Below are 13,037 nucleotides of genomic sequence, written 5' to 3'. Positions count from 1 at the left end.
CAGCCACGACGGCGCCGCGGACCAAGAACGACCTGGAGAGGCGGTACAGGGGCGCGGGGAACTGCGCAAAACCCACCCCCGCGCCGCGGGCGAAGAACGACCTGAAGCGGCTCTATCAGGGGCGCGAGGAACTGCGCGACCAGCCACGACGGCGCCGCGGACCAAGAACGACCTGGAGTGGCGGTACAGGGGCGCGGGGAACTGCGCAAAACCCACCCCCGCGCCGCACGGCACAACGCGGAGCGCTACGCACACCCACAAGACCGTCGGACGACAAGCCGCGACGGAAACTGCCGCAACCGCTCCCGCCGCGACCCCGCGACCCGCAACCCGTCATCGAGCACGAGGTCGACCGCCGCACGGGCCATCCCCGACCGGTCGGTGGCGACCGTGGTCAGCGGCGGATCGGTGAGCGCCGCCTCCTTCACGTCGTCGAAGCCCGCGACCGCCAGCTCCCCGGGCACATCGATGCGCAGCTCCCGCGCGGCGCGCAGCACGCCGATGGCCTGGTCGTCGGTGGAGCAGAAGATCGCCGGCGGACGGTTCGGCCCGGACAGCAGCTCAAGACCCACCTGATACGCGTCGTAGCGGTTGTAGGGCGCCTCGAAGAGACGGCCCTCCGTCGGGATCTGGGCCTCCTGCATCGCGCGCTTCCAGCCCTCGACGTGATCGGAGACCGGGTCGCCGACCGCAGGGGTTTCCGCGGTGCCGCCCAGACACGCGACGTACTCGTAGCCGTGCTCGAGGAGGTGCCGGACGGCGAGCTGGGCACCGCCGAGGTCGTCGGTCACGACCGCCACGTCATCGAGCGCCTCGGGGCGCTCGTGCAGCAGCACCACCCGGGCGTCCCACGCGTCGATCTCGGCGGCGGCGTGGTCGTTGAGCGCGTGGCTGACCAGGATCAGCCCCGAGACGCGCATACCGAGGAACGCCCGCAGATAGTGGACCTCGCGCTCGGCGACATAGTCGGTGTTGCCGACCAGCACCATCTTTCCGCGCTCGGCGGCCGCCTGCTCGACCGCGTGCGTCATCTCCCCGAAGAAGGGCTGACGCGCGTCCGGCACGATCATGCCTATGAGGTCCGTGCGCCGCGACGCCATGGCCTGGGCGACCCGGTCGGGCCGGTACCCCAGTTCCTTGATCGCGGCGAGTACACGCTCGCGCGTGGCCGGGGCGACCGGCCGGGGTCCGTTGTTGATGACATAGCTGACGACGGCGGTGGAAGTACCCGCCAGTCGCGCCACATCGTCCCGAGTCACCTTGGCCACGCGCGGAGTCTACGCGGATGGACCCCTTCTGGGCAGGGCGCTTGCCCGTAACTGTGATGTACCTATGCCTCTGCGGACACCTCGGCCGCCGATACGGCCGGCCTCCCGTCCGCGTCCTCCGCCTTCGGATGCCCCGCCTTCGCCGCCTTCGGGTCCTCGGACGAGCGGTCCGTCTTCTCCGGCGTCACGAAGCGGTAGCCCACGTTCCGGACGGTGCCGATGAGGGACTCGTGCTCGGGGCCCAGCTTGGCGCGCAGGCGTCGTACATGGACGTCGACCGTGCGCGTGCCGCCGAAGTAGTCGTAGCCCCAGACCTCCTGGAGCAGCTGGGCGCGGGTGAAGACGCGGCCCGGGTGCTGGGCGAGGTACTTCAGGAGCTCGAACTCCTTGAAGGTGAGATCGAGCACACGGCCCTTGAGCTTGGCGCTGTACGTCGCCTCGTCCACGGACAGATCGCCGTTGCGGATCTCCATCGGGGAATCGTCGCTGACGATCTGCTGGCGGCCCATCGCCAGCCGCAGCCGGGCCTCCACCTCGGCGGGGCCCGCGGTGTCCAGCAGGACGTCGTCGATGCCCCAGTCCGCGGTCACGGCCGCGAGGCCGCCCTCGGTGACGACGAGGATCAGCGGACAGCCGGGCCCGGTGGACCGCAGCAACTGGCACAGGCTGCGCACCTGCGGGAGGTCGCGGCGGCCGTCGACCAGGATGACGTCGGCGCCCGGCGTGTCGACGAGAGCGGGGCCCTCCGCCGGGGCCACGCGCACGTTGTGCAGCAGCAGGCCGAGAGCGGGAAGCACCTCCGTGGACGGCTGGAGGGCATTGGTCAGCAGCAGCAGAGAACTCATCGCGGCCCCCCTGCCTGAGTCGTCACCTGTCCGTGCACGGTTCGCTCGCCCATAACGTCAGTTCCTCCTCGGTCCCAGCGATGGGGGCACTGCCTCGTACGGTGCGAATCCCGCGCCCCGGGGACCCGCTGTGTCTCGGCGGCCCGTACACCTGCGGTTTCCCGCTTCGTATACAACGCTTCCGAAAGCACAAAAGGACCCGGGGGCTACGCTGCCCGAGTCCTCTGCACAGCAGAATAGCCCACATGAGCACGGGCCCGGCAGGTCATACGGCACCATCCATGAATCGTCCGCATACCGAGACGGCGCGTCGCGGGCCTTCGCGGACGTTCCTGCGCACAGCCGATGACGTGGCGATCGACGCCTCATACGACCCAGGATGCCTCGTATACGACGTTTGCGGCTCCACCGGTTCCAATGGCTCCCACGGCTCCAACGGCTTCAACGGCTCCCACGGCTCAGCCGACCGGGAAGATCTCGCGATCGTGATCGCGCACGGTTTCACGGGCGATCTGGACAAGCCTCAGGTCCGCCGGGTGGCGGGCGACCTCGCCCGGTTCGGCGCGGTGATCACGTTCTCCTTCCGTGGGCACGGCGCGTCGGGCGGCCGGTCGACGGTCGGCGACCGCGAGGTGTACGACCTGGCGGCGGCGGTGCGCTGGGCGCGCGAGCTCGGCCACCGGCGCGTGGCCACCGTGGGCTTCTCGATGGGCGGCTCCGTGGTGCTGCGGCACGCGGCGCGGCCCCCTCGGGGCGCGCACACGGACGCGGCGGTGGCCGTCAGCGCTCCCGCCCGCTGGTACTACCGGGGCACGGCCCCCATGCGGCGGCTGCACTGGCTGGTGACCCGGCCCGAGGGCCGTCTGCTGAGCCGCTACGGATTGCGCACCCGGATCCACCACCGCGACTGGGACCCGGTCCCCGCCTCCCCGGTGGAGTCGGTCCCCTTGATCGCGCCGACCCCGCTGCTGATCGTGCACGGCGACCAGGACGCTTACTTCCCCCTGGATCACCCCCGGATGCTGGCCGACGCCGCCCCCGGCCACGCCGAACTGTGGCTGGAGCCCGGCATGGGCCACGCCGAGAACGCCAGCGACGATGAGCTGCTGGCCCGGATCGGGGAGTGGGTGGCCGCGCGGGCGGGCTAGCCTGACCGTGTTCACCACGACCGAGTGAGGAAGCAGATGGCTGCAGATGGCTAAGGGCACGGTGCGCTACTGGGCCGCCGCCAAGGCCGCGGCCGGCACCGCCGAGGAGCCGTACGACGCGGTCACCCTCGCGGATGCCCTCGACGCGGCCCGCGAGCGCCACCCCGGCGAACTCGCCCGGGTCCTGCTGCGCTGCTCCTTCCTGGTCGACGGTGACCCCGTCGGGACCCGTGAGCACGAGACGGTACGACTGGCCGAGGGCGGCACGGTCGAGGTGCTCCCGCCGTTCGCAGGAGGATGAGCGAAGCGATGAGCAACCAGCCGTACGAGGGCTACGACGCCTACGGGCAGCAGGGTTGGTACGACCCGAACGCCGCGTACCCGCAACAACAGCACCAGCAGCAACCCCAGCAGCCGTACGCCCATCCCCAGCAGTGGGACGGCCAGGCGTACGGGGCGACGACCGGGCAGCCGCTGCCGCCGGAGACCCCGGTGTACGAGTCCCACGGCTACGCGTCCCCCGCGTCCGGGGGCATGGCGCACCCGAACGGCTACCAGAACGGCCCCGCCGCCATGACCGCCCACTCCGGCACATCTACGTCCGCCCCGCCCGCGCCCGCCGTCGACGTCACCCGGCTGCCCGCCAACCAGCGGGCACGTCTCGAGGGCCGCTCGCCGATCATCGAGCCCGGGCTCCAGCCGGCGGCGCTCACTGCCGCGCTCGGGGCGCTGCTGGCCGGGGCCGCCGCGCTCGGGATCTACGCCCTGGTCGTACCGCTGGTGATCCTTCAGGGTCTGACGGCCGCGGGCTGGTTCCGGCTGAACGGGATGTGGCCCGCCCGGCAGGGCATCGCACTGGCGTTCCTGGGGGCGGTCACCGCGGACGTCACCCTGCTCGTGGCCGGCCGCGCGCACGCGCCGGCCGCGATTCTCGGCACCCTCGGCGTGTGGGTACTGCTCTCCCTCGTCCTGCAGCTGCGGTCGCACGCCGACCCTGACACACGGATGTACGGCCTGATGGCGACCGTCGCCTCGGCCGCGCTGTCGATCGTCGCCGCCGGGCACCTCGCGGCCGAGCCGCACGCCGTGACGGTGGGCGCCATCGCGGTCGGCGTGGCGGTCCTGGCGCGGGCGCTGCCGCTGCCGACCGCGGCCTCCGTGGTCGTGGCCCTTCTGGCGTCGGCGGGAGCCGGCATCGCGATGGGCACCGCCACGGGCCTCGGCACCTCCGGCGCCTTCCTGGGCCTGGCCGCGGGCGTGGGCGCGCTGATCGGCCACCGGGCCGCCTCCTACGACTACCCGTCCCGCTTCGTCCACTTCACAGCGGGCGTGGCCCTCCCCCTGACAGCCGCGGCCCCCCTGATCTACCTACTGGGACGAGCCTTGACCTGACCGGAGCACACTCTCAGGAGCACGGGCAACGGCAAACTCAACCACGACGCCACCCCCCTTAAGGGGCGCGGGGAACTGCGCGAAAACCCACACCGCCGCCGCAGTCGAACGACGGCCTCTCAAGGGGCGCGGGGAACGGCGCGAAATCCCACACCGCCGCCGCAGGCCCCCGTGTCACAGAAGATCGACAATTTCCGGTACCCACCCCCGTGAGGGTTACAGTCACGCACGACGGACACCCGTTCGGCCCCCCGGCCCCAACGGCATCCGTCGCCGCCGATGACCGCCGAGGTGGGGGGACACCAAGCATGCGCGCACTACGGATTCTGCTGATCACTGTCGTAGTACTCGGAATCCTGTTCGTGATCGTGGACCGCGTCGCCGTCCACTTCGCCGAGAACCAGGCGGCAGACAAGCTGAAGACCACCGAGAGCCTGGCGGCCACCCCCGACGTGTCCATAAAGGGTTTCCCCTTCCTCACCCAGATGGCCGGTGGCGAGCTGGACGACGTCGAGGTCGGGATCAAGGACTACGAGGCACCCACGGGCAAGGGCAGCGACATGGTCCGAATAGACAACCTCAACGCGGACATGAAGGGCGTGTCGTTCTCCGGCGACTACAGCTCCGCCACCGCGAGCAGCGCCACCGGCACCGCGCTCATTTCCTATGACGAGCTGCTCAAGACGGCCAAGCCCGAGCCGACCGCGGTCGGGCCCGGCGTCAAGGCCAAGGTGGTCGGGCTCTCGGACGGCGGCAACGGCAAGATCAAGGTCGCGATCGAGGTGTCGTTCCTCGGCAGGACGCTGCCGAACCCGGTCTCCGTGCTCAGCTCGGTGACCGTGGAGAACAACGCGGTCAAGGTGCACGCCGACGGGCTGCCCAAGCTCGCCGGCATCGATCTGGCCGAGCGCCGGATCCGGGCGATCACGGATTTCCAGCAGGCCATCGACCGGCTGCCCGGCGGTATCAAGCTCGACAAGGTGCAGGCGGCCAAGAACGGCGTCGAGATCACCGTGAAGGGTTCGGACGTCAAGCTGGCCGGTTGAGCGGCCAGGGCCAGGGGTGTCCGAGGGGCGAGACACCCCCGTCCGTACCGTAGATAAGACGATCGACCCGGGCGTCGGGCACCGGCGGGACGGCGGTCGGCAGGGCCAACGCGTCCCACATCCCGGACGATCGCATCTCAGTATGCGACACCCCGGTGACACGCCCGGCGGTCCGTCCCTACGATCGACCCATGCAGCGACAGGCGGATCTCACGAAGCGGCGGGCAGTAGACCTGTGCCGCGTCGCCGCCATGCTCTGTCGCACTTCCTGAGCGGGAGAGCGGACTCCCGTATCCCCGATGTCCGGTCCTGCGTTCTGAAACAGGGCCGTCCGTGCGCCGCCGACGCCACCGCCAAGCCGCACCCGCGCACCACGCGCACCCCTTCTGACTGGTCACCCCGCCGTATCTGCCCCGGAGGAGAAAAAGCATGAGCCGCAGCGACGTCCTGGTAGACGCCGACTGGGTCGAGGAGAACCTGGACAACCCCGGCATCGCCATTGTCGAGGTCGACGAGGACACCTCCGCCTACGAGAAGAACCACATCAAGAACGCGATCCGGATCGACTGGACCAAGGACCTCCAGGACCCGGTCCGCCGCGACTTCATCGACCAGGCCGGCTTCGAGAACCTCCTGTCTTCGAAGGGCATCGCCAACGACACGCTGGTGATCCTCTACGGCGGCAACAACAACTGGTTCGCCTCCTACGCCTACTGGTACTTCAAGCTCTACGGCCACGAGAACGTCAAGCTCCTCGACGGCGGACGCAAGAAGTGGGAGCTGGACGCCCGCGAGCTGGTCGAGGAGGTGGCCGAGCGCGCCGCCACCAACTACAAGGCCAAGCCGCAGAACAAGGCCATCCGCGCCTTCCGCGACGACGTCGTGGCCGCGATCGGCACGCAGAACCTGGTCGACGTCCGCTCGCCCGACGAGTTCTCCGGCAAGCTCCTCGCCCCGGCGCACCTGCCGCAGGAGCAGTCGCAGCGTCCCGGCCACGTCCCGACCGCGCGCAACATCCCCTGGTCGAAGAACGCCAACGACGACGGCACCTTCAAGTCGGACGACGAGCTCAAGGAGCTGTACGCCCAGGAGAACGTCGACCTGGCCAAGGACACCATCGCGTACTGCCGCATCGGTGAGCGCTCCGCGCTGACCTGGTTCGTCCTGCACGAGCTGCTTCAGGTCCCGAACGTCAAGAACTACGACGGCTCCTGGACCGAGTACGGCTCCCTCGTCGGCGTGCCGATCGAGCTCGGCGCCGCGAAGTAGTCCCGGACCCCGACCGACCCACCTACCCCGAAGGAAGAGCCATGTGTGGAGCGAAGGCCGGCGGCCCCGACGCCTCGACGATCAAGCCCGGTGAGACCACGATCCAGGGCCAGGTGACCCGCGACGGTGAGCCCGTCGTCGGATACGTGCGCCTGCTGGACTCGACCGGCGAGTTCACCGCCGAGGTCCCGACCTCGGCGACCGGACAGTTCCGCTTCTACGCCGCCGAGGGCACCTGGACCGTGCGCGCGCTGGTGCCGGGCGGCACCGCGGACCGTACGGTCGTCGCCCAGACGGGCGGCCTCGCGGAGGTCGCGATCGCCATCTGAGCGGTCCAAGCCGTCTGACCGGCATCCCGCTGGACCGAAGGGCCGCACCCACCGGGTTGGACACCTGGGGTGCGGCCCTTTGCCGTGTCCGGACCTACTCTGGAGTCATGTACGCGCGACGGCGCCACATCTACTTCGCCATGATGGGCACGTGCATCGGCCTGTTCGTCCTGGCCTGGGCCGTCGTGCGCCTCTGGTCGGTGCCCGCGGCGGTGGGCCTGTGCGTTGTGGCCATGGTCATCCCTCCGGTCGCCGCGATCATCGCCAACCGGCGGGGCCCCGACGACCGCTGGTGGGACGACCCGTCCGGGGACCCGAAGTCCGACGAGTGGTGGGACGAACTGGACGGCAAGAAGCGGCACTGAGACCCCGCGCAGGGGGAAGTCCGTGGCCCGGCCCGCGTCTCGATGTTGCCCTCGTGCCCTGGCACCGCCTCGGCCTCGTCACGGACGATTCCGCGGTCTGCGCCGGGGTTCGGCGCCGGCTGTAAGCCGACCGTATGACTGTCTGGCGCGTGTCGGAATGTCATCTCTGCTGATGGTGTGTCCCGGTTAGGTTGGTGCGGCCGTCTCTTGTCGGCGGACCGGGTGGGCCGTGTACGAGTCAGTCGAGGGAGCGCTATGGGCAGGCGACGTGTGCGGGTCGGTGTGGCGGCGGTGGCGGGGGTGCTGTTCGCGGGAGCGTCCGCGGTTCCGGCGCACGCGGTGACGCCCGTGGCATGCAATACGGCGGCGCTGATCACGGCGATCAACAACTCCAACGCGGGCACGGGCGACACCCTGTCGCTGACGTCGTACTGCGTCTACACACTGACCGATGCCGACGGCCAGTTGCCGACGATCACGCAGCCGCTGGTGATCCAGGGCAATCACGCCACCATCCGACGCGACCCCAATGCCGGCACTCAGTTCCGCATCTTCGAAGTCGCCAGCGGCGGATCACTGACCATGGACACCCTGACCGTCATGAACGGCTTCGCGCCGAGCGGCCAGGACGGAGGCGGCGTCCTGCTCAGCGGAACCATGACCGGCCTCACCACGACCGACGTGAACTTCCAGGGCAACCGGGCCCAGAACGGCGGAGGGCTGGCGGTCGAGGGCAGCACCAACACGGTCTCCATCACCGGTGGCTTGATCAACGACAACGGCGCGGCCCAAACCATGCCGTTGGGAGGAGGCGGCGGCATCTACGGCGAATCGAACAACCCGATCACGCTGAATTCGGTGACGCTCTCCGGAAACCGGTCCGGTTTCGGCGGTGCCATCAGCCTCAACAACTTCACCCAGTCACTGACCCTCAACAAGTGCGCTGTCAGGGACAACACCGGCCTCAGGTACGGTGGCGCGATCGGCAACGCCGGCGGCGCCAGCACGATCACCATCACCGACAGCTCCATCACCGACAACCAGGTCCCCCGGAGCAAGAACGGTGGCGGAGCCATCGCCGCCCAGAACACGACCCTCAACGTCACCGGCTCCACCATCAGCGGCAACACCCTCAGCGGATTCACCACCAACGCCTCCGGCGCCGCTGTCGGGGGCGGCGTCGTCGTGGAGAGCGCCGTAACCACCCTGGACAGCACCCAGGTCACCGGGAACCGCATCATCGGTGCCGGCGGCCAAGGCGCAGGCATCGCGGCATCGGGGGGCACCCTGACCCTGCAGAACGGCACCAGCGTCACCGGGAACCTCACCTCCGGCCGGTACTCCCAAGGCGGCGGCCTCTACATCAACAACATCCTGGGCCCCACGACCGTGGCAGTGGACGACTCCCACATCGACCGCAACCGGATCACCGGAACAGGCTCCGTGGCCGGCGGCATCTTCAACACCGGCGGCACCTTCTCCTTCAGCAACGCCTCCAGCGTCAACAACAACACCGCCCCTCCCGCGCCCGCACCGGGCGGCGTGTACACGGACGTGGCCATCAACGCCGTCGACGCCGGCACCACCTTCACCGGGAACGCTCCCACCAACTGCCTCCTCAGCCCCGCACCCGTCACCGGCTGTGTCGGCTGACAAAGCGGGCCTCCGGTTCGCGTGCGCGCGCGTGACGCCGGCACACCGGACGCCGGTTCCCGACTCGGTGCGAGTCACCAAAAAGGTTGTCTTTGGTCGGAATTGCCGTTCAACGAGGCATTTCGACTGTAAACATTCGTGTGTCCGACCAGGCAGGCGCATCAGGCACCTGCCGTGAAAGGAGCACGGAATGCGGGTTTCCCGTCTTGCCGCAGCGCTGGGTGTAGCGGCCGTCGCCCTGCTGGGCGGCGCCACTGGCGCCAGCGCCGCAACCAACACGCACGCGGTGGTGGCTCATGCCACGCACGACCGTGGTGACCGCGACGGCGACGACTACGGGCGAGGCGACCGCCACGGCGGTTGGGGCCACGGCGGCGGTGGTTGGGGCCACGGTGGCTGGGGCCACGGCGGTTGGGGTCACGGTGGTGGCGGTTGGGGCCACGGTGGCTGGGGTCACGGTGGTGGCGGTTGGGGCCACGGCGGTTGGGGCCACGGCGGCGGTGGTTGGGGCCACGGCGGCTGGGGCCACAGATACGGAGGCTGGGGCCACGGAGGTTGGGACCGCTACTGATCGGAGCGTCCCGGGGTGCCCTTCCGCTGTTGGGAGGGGCACCCCTTCCGCGTAGCCACGCTCCCTGATCCGGCCTGATCCAAACGAGAGGCCCTAGTACACAAGCGCCTGCGTGTCGTCGGCGAGCGTCTCCTGGACGAACACCTGCGCGCCCGCGATCCGTACGCCCTCGATGACGTCCTTCTCCGTGATGTCCCGGCGGGCCGCGCACTGCGTGCACAGGGTCAGCCGGCCCCCGGCCAGGATCGAGTCGATCAGGTCGGGCAGCGGGGCCGCGTGCGGCAGCTCGAACTCGGCGGCGCGGCCCGGCAGTGCGAACCAGGACGACTCCCCGGTCAGCCACAGCGAGACATCGACCCCGCTGGCGACGGCCACCGCCGCCACGGTGAACGCCTGTGAGCAGCGCTCGGGGGCGTCCGCCCCGGCCGTCACCTTGATCACGAGCTTTTTCGCCATGTCCGAATGGTAGTCCGAATCGTGACCAACGCCGGGCGCAACCGCCCGTGTTGCTCATGGGTCTCCTGTGCGCGCGGACGCGACGTCCGCCATCCATGGTGCATGGGGGAAAGTCTTGGAAGTCATGGAAACCGCGGACGCGTCCGAACCGGCCCCTGCTCCGGGCCTGTTCGACGCCGATGTGTCCATCACGAGCCCGGCGCCCGTACGCCGGGGAAGCCGGCGAAGACGCACGCTGCCGCTGATCGCCGTCGCGGCCGTGACCGGCGTCATCGCCGGCACCTGCACCGGCTACGTCATCCAGGCCGGCCGCAAGCCGACGGCGCTCCCCTCGCTCTCGCAGCCCGTCCTGGCGCAGGCGAAGGGCAAGGGCCCCGAACCGCTGTCGGCCGCACTGGACCGCCGGGTCAAGACGGACGGCGATCTGCGCAGACTGCTGCTCCAGCGGCCGAGCGGCGCACGGGACGTGCCCGTCAAGACGGACCACGACGGCTGGATCAGCCTCGCGGAGTACTCGGAGGACTTCAACAGCCCGTCCGCCGAGTTCTGGGAGCAACTCGGCACTGAGTTCCGTCGGGCCGCCGCCACCTCCTGGCGCGTGGGCGACAGCCGCTACGTCGAGATCCGGCTCGTGCAGTACCGCCAGGAAGAGGAACTCGAGGCGGTCGGCACGGCCGCTGACGCCAACCAGTGGGCGGAACAGAAGAACGACACCCAGGGTGCGCCCATCCCTGGCGCGAAGGACGGCATGGCGTACGCCCATTCGAAGTCGAACGACGGGCTGTACTACGCCGAGGCGCACGCCTGGCGCGGGGACATCGCCATGGAGATCTGGGTCTACGACTCGAAGCCGATCTCCAAGGACGTGATCAGGGACTTGGCGCAGAAGCAGATGGAGCGGCTGTGAGCGACACGGGCGCGAACAGCGCGACTGAAGAGAACACGGCAGAGAACACGGCAGAGCACACGACGGAGAACACGGTGGCTGACCAGCCGGAGGCCCTCGAGGCCCCCGGGGTCCCCGATGCTCCAGAAACCCCGGAGGCGCCGCTCCGCCGTGGCCGCCTCGCCGCCGTCGCGGGCACCGTCCTGCTGGCCGCGGCCCTGGTCGCCGGGGTCGGGTACACCGTCGTCACCGTGAACGGCGCCGACCACGACGCGGGCGCGCCCGTCTGGAAGGCTCCCCCGGAGGCGAAGGAGAGCGGCGCGAAGAAGGCGCCCGCGTCGGCGCTCGCGGGCATGCTCGTGCCGTACGGCACCGACGGACTCACCCGCGGTCCCGACATCGAACAGTACGGCTCGGATGCCGCGCTGAGCGGGCGCGAGGCCGCCGACAACGCCAAGGCGTCCTTCCAGGACCTGCCCCGCACCCAGCGGCTGCGGTTGGAGCAGCAGATCGACAAGCAGCACATCAAGGGCCTGGCGATGCGCAGCTACCTCAGCGGTATGCACGAGGGCGCGACGGGGCTCGACCGCAACGCGTTCACCATGGACATCACGCTGCTGCAACTGGAGAACAACGCGGCCGTGCGGAACGCCTCGGACTCCAGGAGCGCCTTGCTGGGCTCCCTGGACATGGTCCGCAAGGGTCCGGAGATCCAGGGCTACAAGGACGCGCACTGCTTCCTCGCGCCGAAGGACGCCGACGAGAAGCTCGACTCGATGTTCTGCACCGCGTACCAGGGCGATGTGCTCGTCACCGCCACCGTGTCGGCGGCCAAGCCGCTGGACACCAAGGGCGCCGCGAGGCTGCTGCGCACCCAGCTCGACCACATCGCGGACCCGGGAGAGGCCGTATGACCGAACAGACGGAGCGGCCCGAGGATCGGCCGGTGCCCGAGGAGCAGCCGACGCCGGAGGCAGCTCCGCTCGCCGCACCCCCGGCCCCGGCGGAGCTCCCCCCGGGGAAGAAGGACCGCCGTGTCCTGCGTGCCCTACTGCGCTGGACCGCCGTCGTCGCCGTCTTCGCGGCGACCGGCGGCGCGACCGCGTTCGGGATCACCCGGATGGAGCGCACCGACCTACCCGGACTCGCCACCGCCTCCGACGGCCGCTGGGACTACCCGGAGCTGACGAAGCCCCCGTTGCCGTCCGGCAGCCCGGGGCCGCTCGCCAAGGAGAACAAGACGGGGACGCACTACGCCGATCAGCGGGCCCTGCTTCTGCCCGCCCCCCACGGCGCGCGGGCCGACGCGGCGCTGCGGGGCACGGACGGCTGGCTTCCGGCGAAGACCTTCCTGGCGGAGTTCGCGACCGGCGGCGATCGCGCCGAGGTCGGACAGTTGCTGACCCAGTACGGCCTGCGGCACATCGCCGCGCGCGGTTGGACCACCGAGGACGGCACGCACACGCGGATCTACCTGTTGCAGTTCGACACCGAGACGGTCGTGAACCGGATGATGTACAGCGAGCTGGTCTCGTACGGAATCCCGCACTACGCCGTGCGTGAGGCCGGGGACATCAAGCTGGACGACGAATTCCCGGCCGCGATCGGCGGGAAGGTGAGCCGCCTGGCGTACGCGGAGAGCAAGCCGTACGGCGATGAACAGGTCCGCGAGGCGTATCTGGCCGCGGGGGACACCCTCGCGGTCGTCCTCCAGTCCCGTAAGGGCGCTGCCCCGGCCGTGCCCTTCCAGCAGACGGTCGCCCTGCAGAGCGAACTGCTCGGCTAGGACGGCATCGAGGGGCTCGTGGA

Annotated in this window: 15 protein-coding genes; 12 read left to right on the top strand and 3 right to left on the bottom strand. The window is 70.1% G+C overall.

Translation table 11 applies throughout. The features are described from left to right. Nucleotides 1–245: 245 nt before the first annotated feature. Nucleotides 246–1,268 carry a LacI family DNA-binding transcriptional regulator gene (locus ABZ845_RS27700; RefSeq protein ID WP_360984686.1) on the bottom strand — a complete coding sequence of 341 codons (1,023 nt, stop codon included), beginning with the start codon at nt 1,266–1,268 and terminating at the stop codon, nt 246–248. Nucleotides 1,269–1,330: 62 nt separating this feature from the next. Further along, nucleotides 1,331–2,113: a response regulator transcription factor gene (locus tag ABZ845_RS27695; protein ID WP_360984683.1), complete on the bottom strand. Its 783-nt coding sequence runs from the start codon at nt 2,111–2,113 to the stop codon at nt 1,331–1,333. Between the two features lie 245 nt (nt 2,114–2,358). Here ABZ845_RS27695 and ABZ845_RS27690 point away from each other — a divergent pair, with 245 nt between their 5' ends. From ABZ845_RS27690 to ABZ845_RS27650, 9 genes are all read left to right on the top strand, one after another. Further along, on the top strand, nt 2,359–3,261 hold the full coding sequence (locus ABZ845_RS27690) for an alpha/beta fold hydrolase (RefSeq protein ID WP_360984680.1): 903 nt from the start codon (nt 2,359–2,361) through the stop codon (nt 3,259–3,261). A gap of 46 nt (nt 3,262–3,307) precedes the next feature. After that, nucleotides 3,308–3,562 carry a MoaD/ThiS family protein gene (locus ABZ845_RS27685; protein WP_360984678.1) on the top strand — a complete coding sequence of 85 codons (255 nt, stop codon included), beginning with the start codon at nt 3,308–3,310 and terminating at the stop codon, nt 3,560–3,562. An 8-nt stretch (nt 3,563–3,570) separates the two neighbouring features. Further along, the gene (locus ABZ845_RS27680; RefSeq protein ID WP_360984675.1) at nt 3,571–4,653 is read left to right on the top strand and encodes a hypothetical protein; all 1,083 of its coding nucleotides are present in this window, start codon (nt 3,571–3,573) and stop codon (nt 4,651–4,653) included. A 308-nt stretch (nt 4,654–4,961) separates the two neighbouring features. After that, nucleotides 4,962–5,699, top strand: coding sequence for a DUF2993 domain-containing protein (locus ABZ845_RS27675; RefSeq protein ID WP_360984672.1), 738 nt, complete (start codon nt 4,962–4,964; stop codon nt 5,697–5,699). Between the two features lie 429 nt (nt 5,700–6,128). Next, nucleotides 6,129–6,968, top strand: coding sequence for a sulfurtransferase (locus tag ABZ845_RS27670; protein WP_360984669.1), 840 nt, complete (start codon nt 6,129–6,131; stop codon nt 6,966–6,968). Between the two features lie 41 nt (nt 6,969–7,009). Next, a complete protein-coding gene (locus ABZ845_RS27665; RefSeq protein ID WP_360984666.1) occupies nt 7,010–7,297 on the top strand; it encodes a DUF1416 domain-containing protein in 288 nt (95 codons plus the stop codon). A 107-nt stretch (nt 7,298–7,404) separates the two neighbouring features. Beyond that, nucleotides 7,405–7,662, top strand: coding sequence for a DUF3099 domain-containing protein (locus ABZ845_RS27660; protein WP_360984663.1), 258 nt, complete (start codon nt 7,405–7,407; stop codon nt 7,660–7,662). Nucleotides 7,663–7,917: 255 nt separating this feature from the next. Beyond that, nucleotides 7,918–9,315, top strand: a complete 1,398-nt coding sequence (locus ABZ845_RS27655; protein ID WP_360984660.1) for a hypothetical protein — start codon at nt 7,918–7,920, stop codon at nt 9,313–9,315. A gap of 190 nt (nt 9,316–9,505) precedes the next feature. After that, nucleotides 9,506–9,886, top strand: a complete 381-nt coding sequence (locus ABZ845_RS27650; RefSeq protein WP_360984657.1) for a hypothetical protein — start codon at nt 9,506–9,508, stop codon at nt 9,884–9,886. Nucleotides 9,887–9,979: 93 nt separating this feature from the next. Here ABZ845_RS27650 and ABZ845_RS27645 read toward each other — a convergent pair whose 3' ends face one another. Then, the gene (locus ABZ845_RS27645; RefSeq protein WP_360984654.1) at nt 9,980–10,342 is read right to left on the bottom strand and encodes a DsrE family protein; all 363 of its coding nucleotides are present in this window, start codon (nt 10,340–10,342) and stop codon (nt 9,980–9,982) included. 124 nt (nt 10,343–10,466) lie between these two features. On the opposite strand from ABZ845_RS27645, the gene ABZ845_RS27640 reads away from it, so the two are divergent. The 3 genes from ABZ845_RS27640 to ABZ845_RS27630 all read left to right on the top strand — a co-directional run bounded on the left by ABZ845_RS27640 (nt 10,467) and on the right by ABZ845_RS27630 (nt 13,014). Continuing rightward, nucleotides 10,467–11,249 carry a hypothetical protein gene (locus ABZ845_RS27640; RefSeq protein WP_360984651.1) on the top strand — a complete coding sequence of 261 codons (783 nt, stop codon included), beginning with the start codon at nt 10,467–10,469 and terminating at the stop codon, nt 11,247–11,249. 74 nt (nt 11,250–11,323) lie between these two features. Further along, nucleotides 11,324–12,142 (top strand): hypothetical protein, encoded by an 819-nt coding sequence (locus ABZ845_RS27635; protein WP_360984648.1) that lies wholly within the window; start codon nt 11,324–11,326, stop codon nt 12,140–12,142. Further along, complete coding sequence (locus ABZ845_RS27630) at nt 12,139–13,014, top strand: hypothetical protein (RefSeq protein WP_360984645.1); 876 nt, start codon at nt 12,139–12,141, stop codon at nt 13,012–13,014. The genes ABZ845_RS27635 and ABZ845_RS27630 overlap by 4 nt, the downstream gene beginning before the upstream one ends. Nucleotides 13,015–13,037: the final 23 nt, after the last annotated feature.

The sequence above is a fragment of the Streptomyces sp. NPDC047022 genome (genome assembly GCF_040644155.1).
Classification (GTDB): domain Bacteria; phylum Actinomycetota; class Actinomycetes; order Streptomycetales; family Streptomycetaceae; genus Streptomyces.
This window is presented reverse-complemented; position numbering and strand designations above follow the sequence as displayed.

Excerpts from the sequence above, each read along its gene's own strand:
- ABZ845_RS27640 (WP_360984651.1), top strand. The coding sequence starts at position 10,467 with ATGGAAACCGCGGACGCGTCCGAACCGGCCCCTGCTCCGGGCCTGTTC.
- ABZ845_RS27690 (WP_360984680.1), top strand. The coding sequence starts at position 2,359 with ATGAGCACGGGCCCGGCAGGTCATACGGCACCATCCATGAATCGTCCG.
- ABZ845_RS27680 (WP_360984675.1), top strand. The coding sequence starts at position 3,571 with ATGAGCAACCAGCCGTACGAGGGCTACGACGCCTACGGGCAGCAGGGT.
- ABZ845_RS27695 (WP_360984683.1), bottom strand. The coding sequence starts at position 2,113 with ATGAGTTCTCTGCTGCTGCTGACCAATGCCCTCCAGCCGTCCACGGAG.
- ABZ845_RS27685 (WP_360984678.1), top strand. The coding sequence starts at position 3,308 with ATGGCTAAGGGCACGGTGCGCTACTGGGCCGCCGCCAAGGCCGCGGCC.
- ABZ845_RS27670 (WP_360984669.1), top strand. The coding sequence starts at position 6,129 with ATGAGCCGCAGCGACGTCCTGGTAGACGCCGACTGGGTCGAGGAGAAC.
- ABZ845_RS27665 (WP_360984666.1), top strand. The coding sequence starts at position 7,010 with ATGTGTGGAGCGAAGGCCGGCGGCCCCGACGCCTCGACGATCAAGCCC.
- ABZ845_RS27660 (WP_360984663.1), top strand. The coding sequence starts at position 7,405 with ATGTACGCGCGACGGCGCCACATCTACTTCGCCATGATGGGCACGTGC.
- ABZ845_RS27655 (WP_360984660.1), top strand. The coding sequence starts at position 7,918 with ATGGGCAGGCGACGTGTGCGGGTCGGTGTGGCGGCGGTGGCGGGGGTG.
- ABZ845_RS27630 (WP_360984645.1), top strand. The coding sequence starts at position 12,139 with ATGACCGAACAGACGGAGCGGCCCGAGGATCGGCCGGTGCCCGAGGAG.
- ABZ845_RS27645 (WP_360984654.1), bottom strand. The coding sequence starts at position 10,342 with ATGGCGAAAAAGCTCGTGATCAAGGTGACGGCCGGGGCGGACGCCCCC.
- ABZ845_RS27650 (WP_360984657.1), top strand. The coding sequence starts at position 9,506 with ATGCGGGTTTCCCGTCTTGCCGCAGCGCTGGGTGTAGCGGCCGTCGCC.
- ABZ845_RS27675 (WP_360984672.1), top strand. The coding sequence starts at position 4,962 with ATGCGCGCACTACGGATTCTGCTGATCACTGTCGTAGTACTCGGAATC.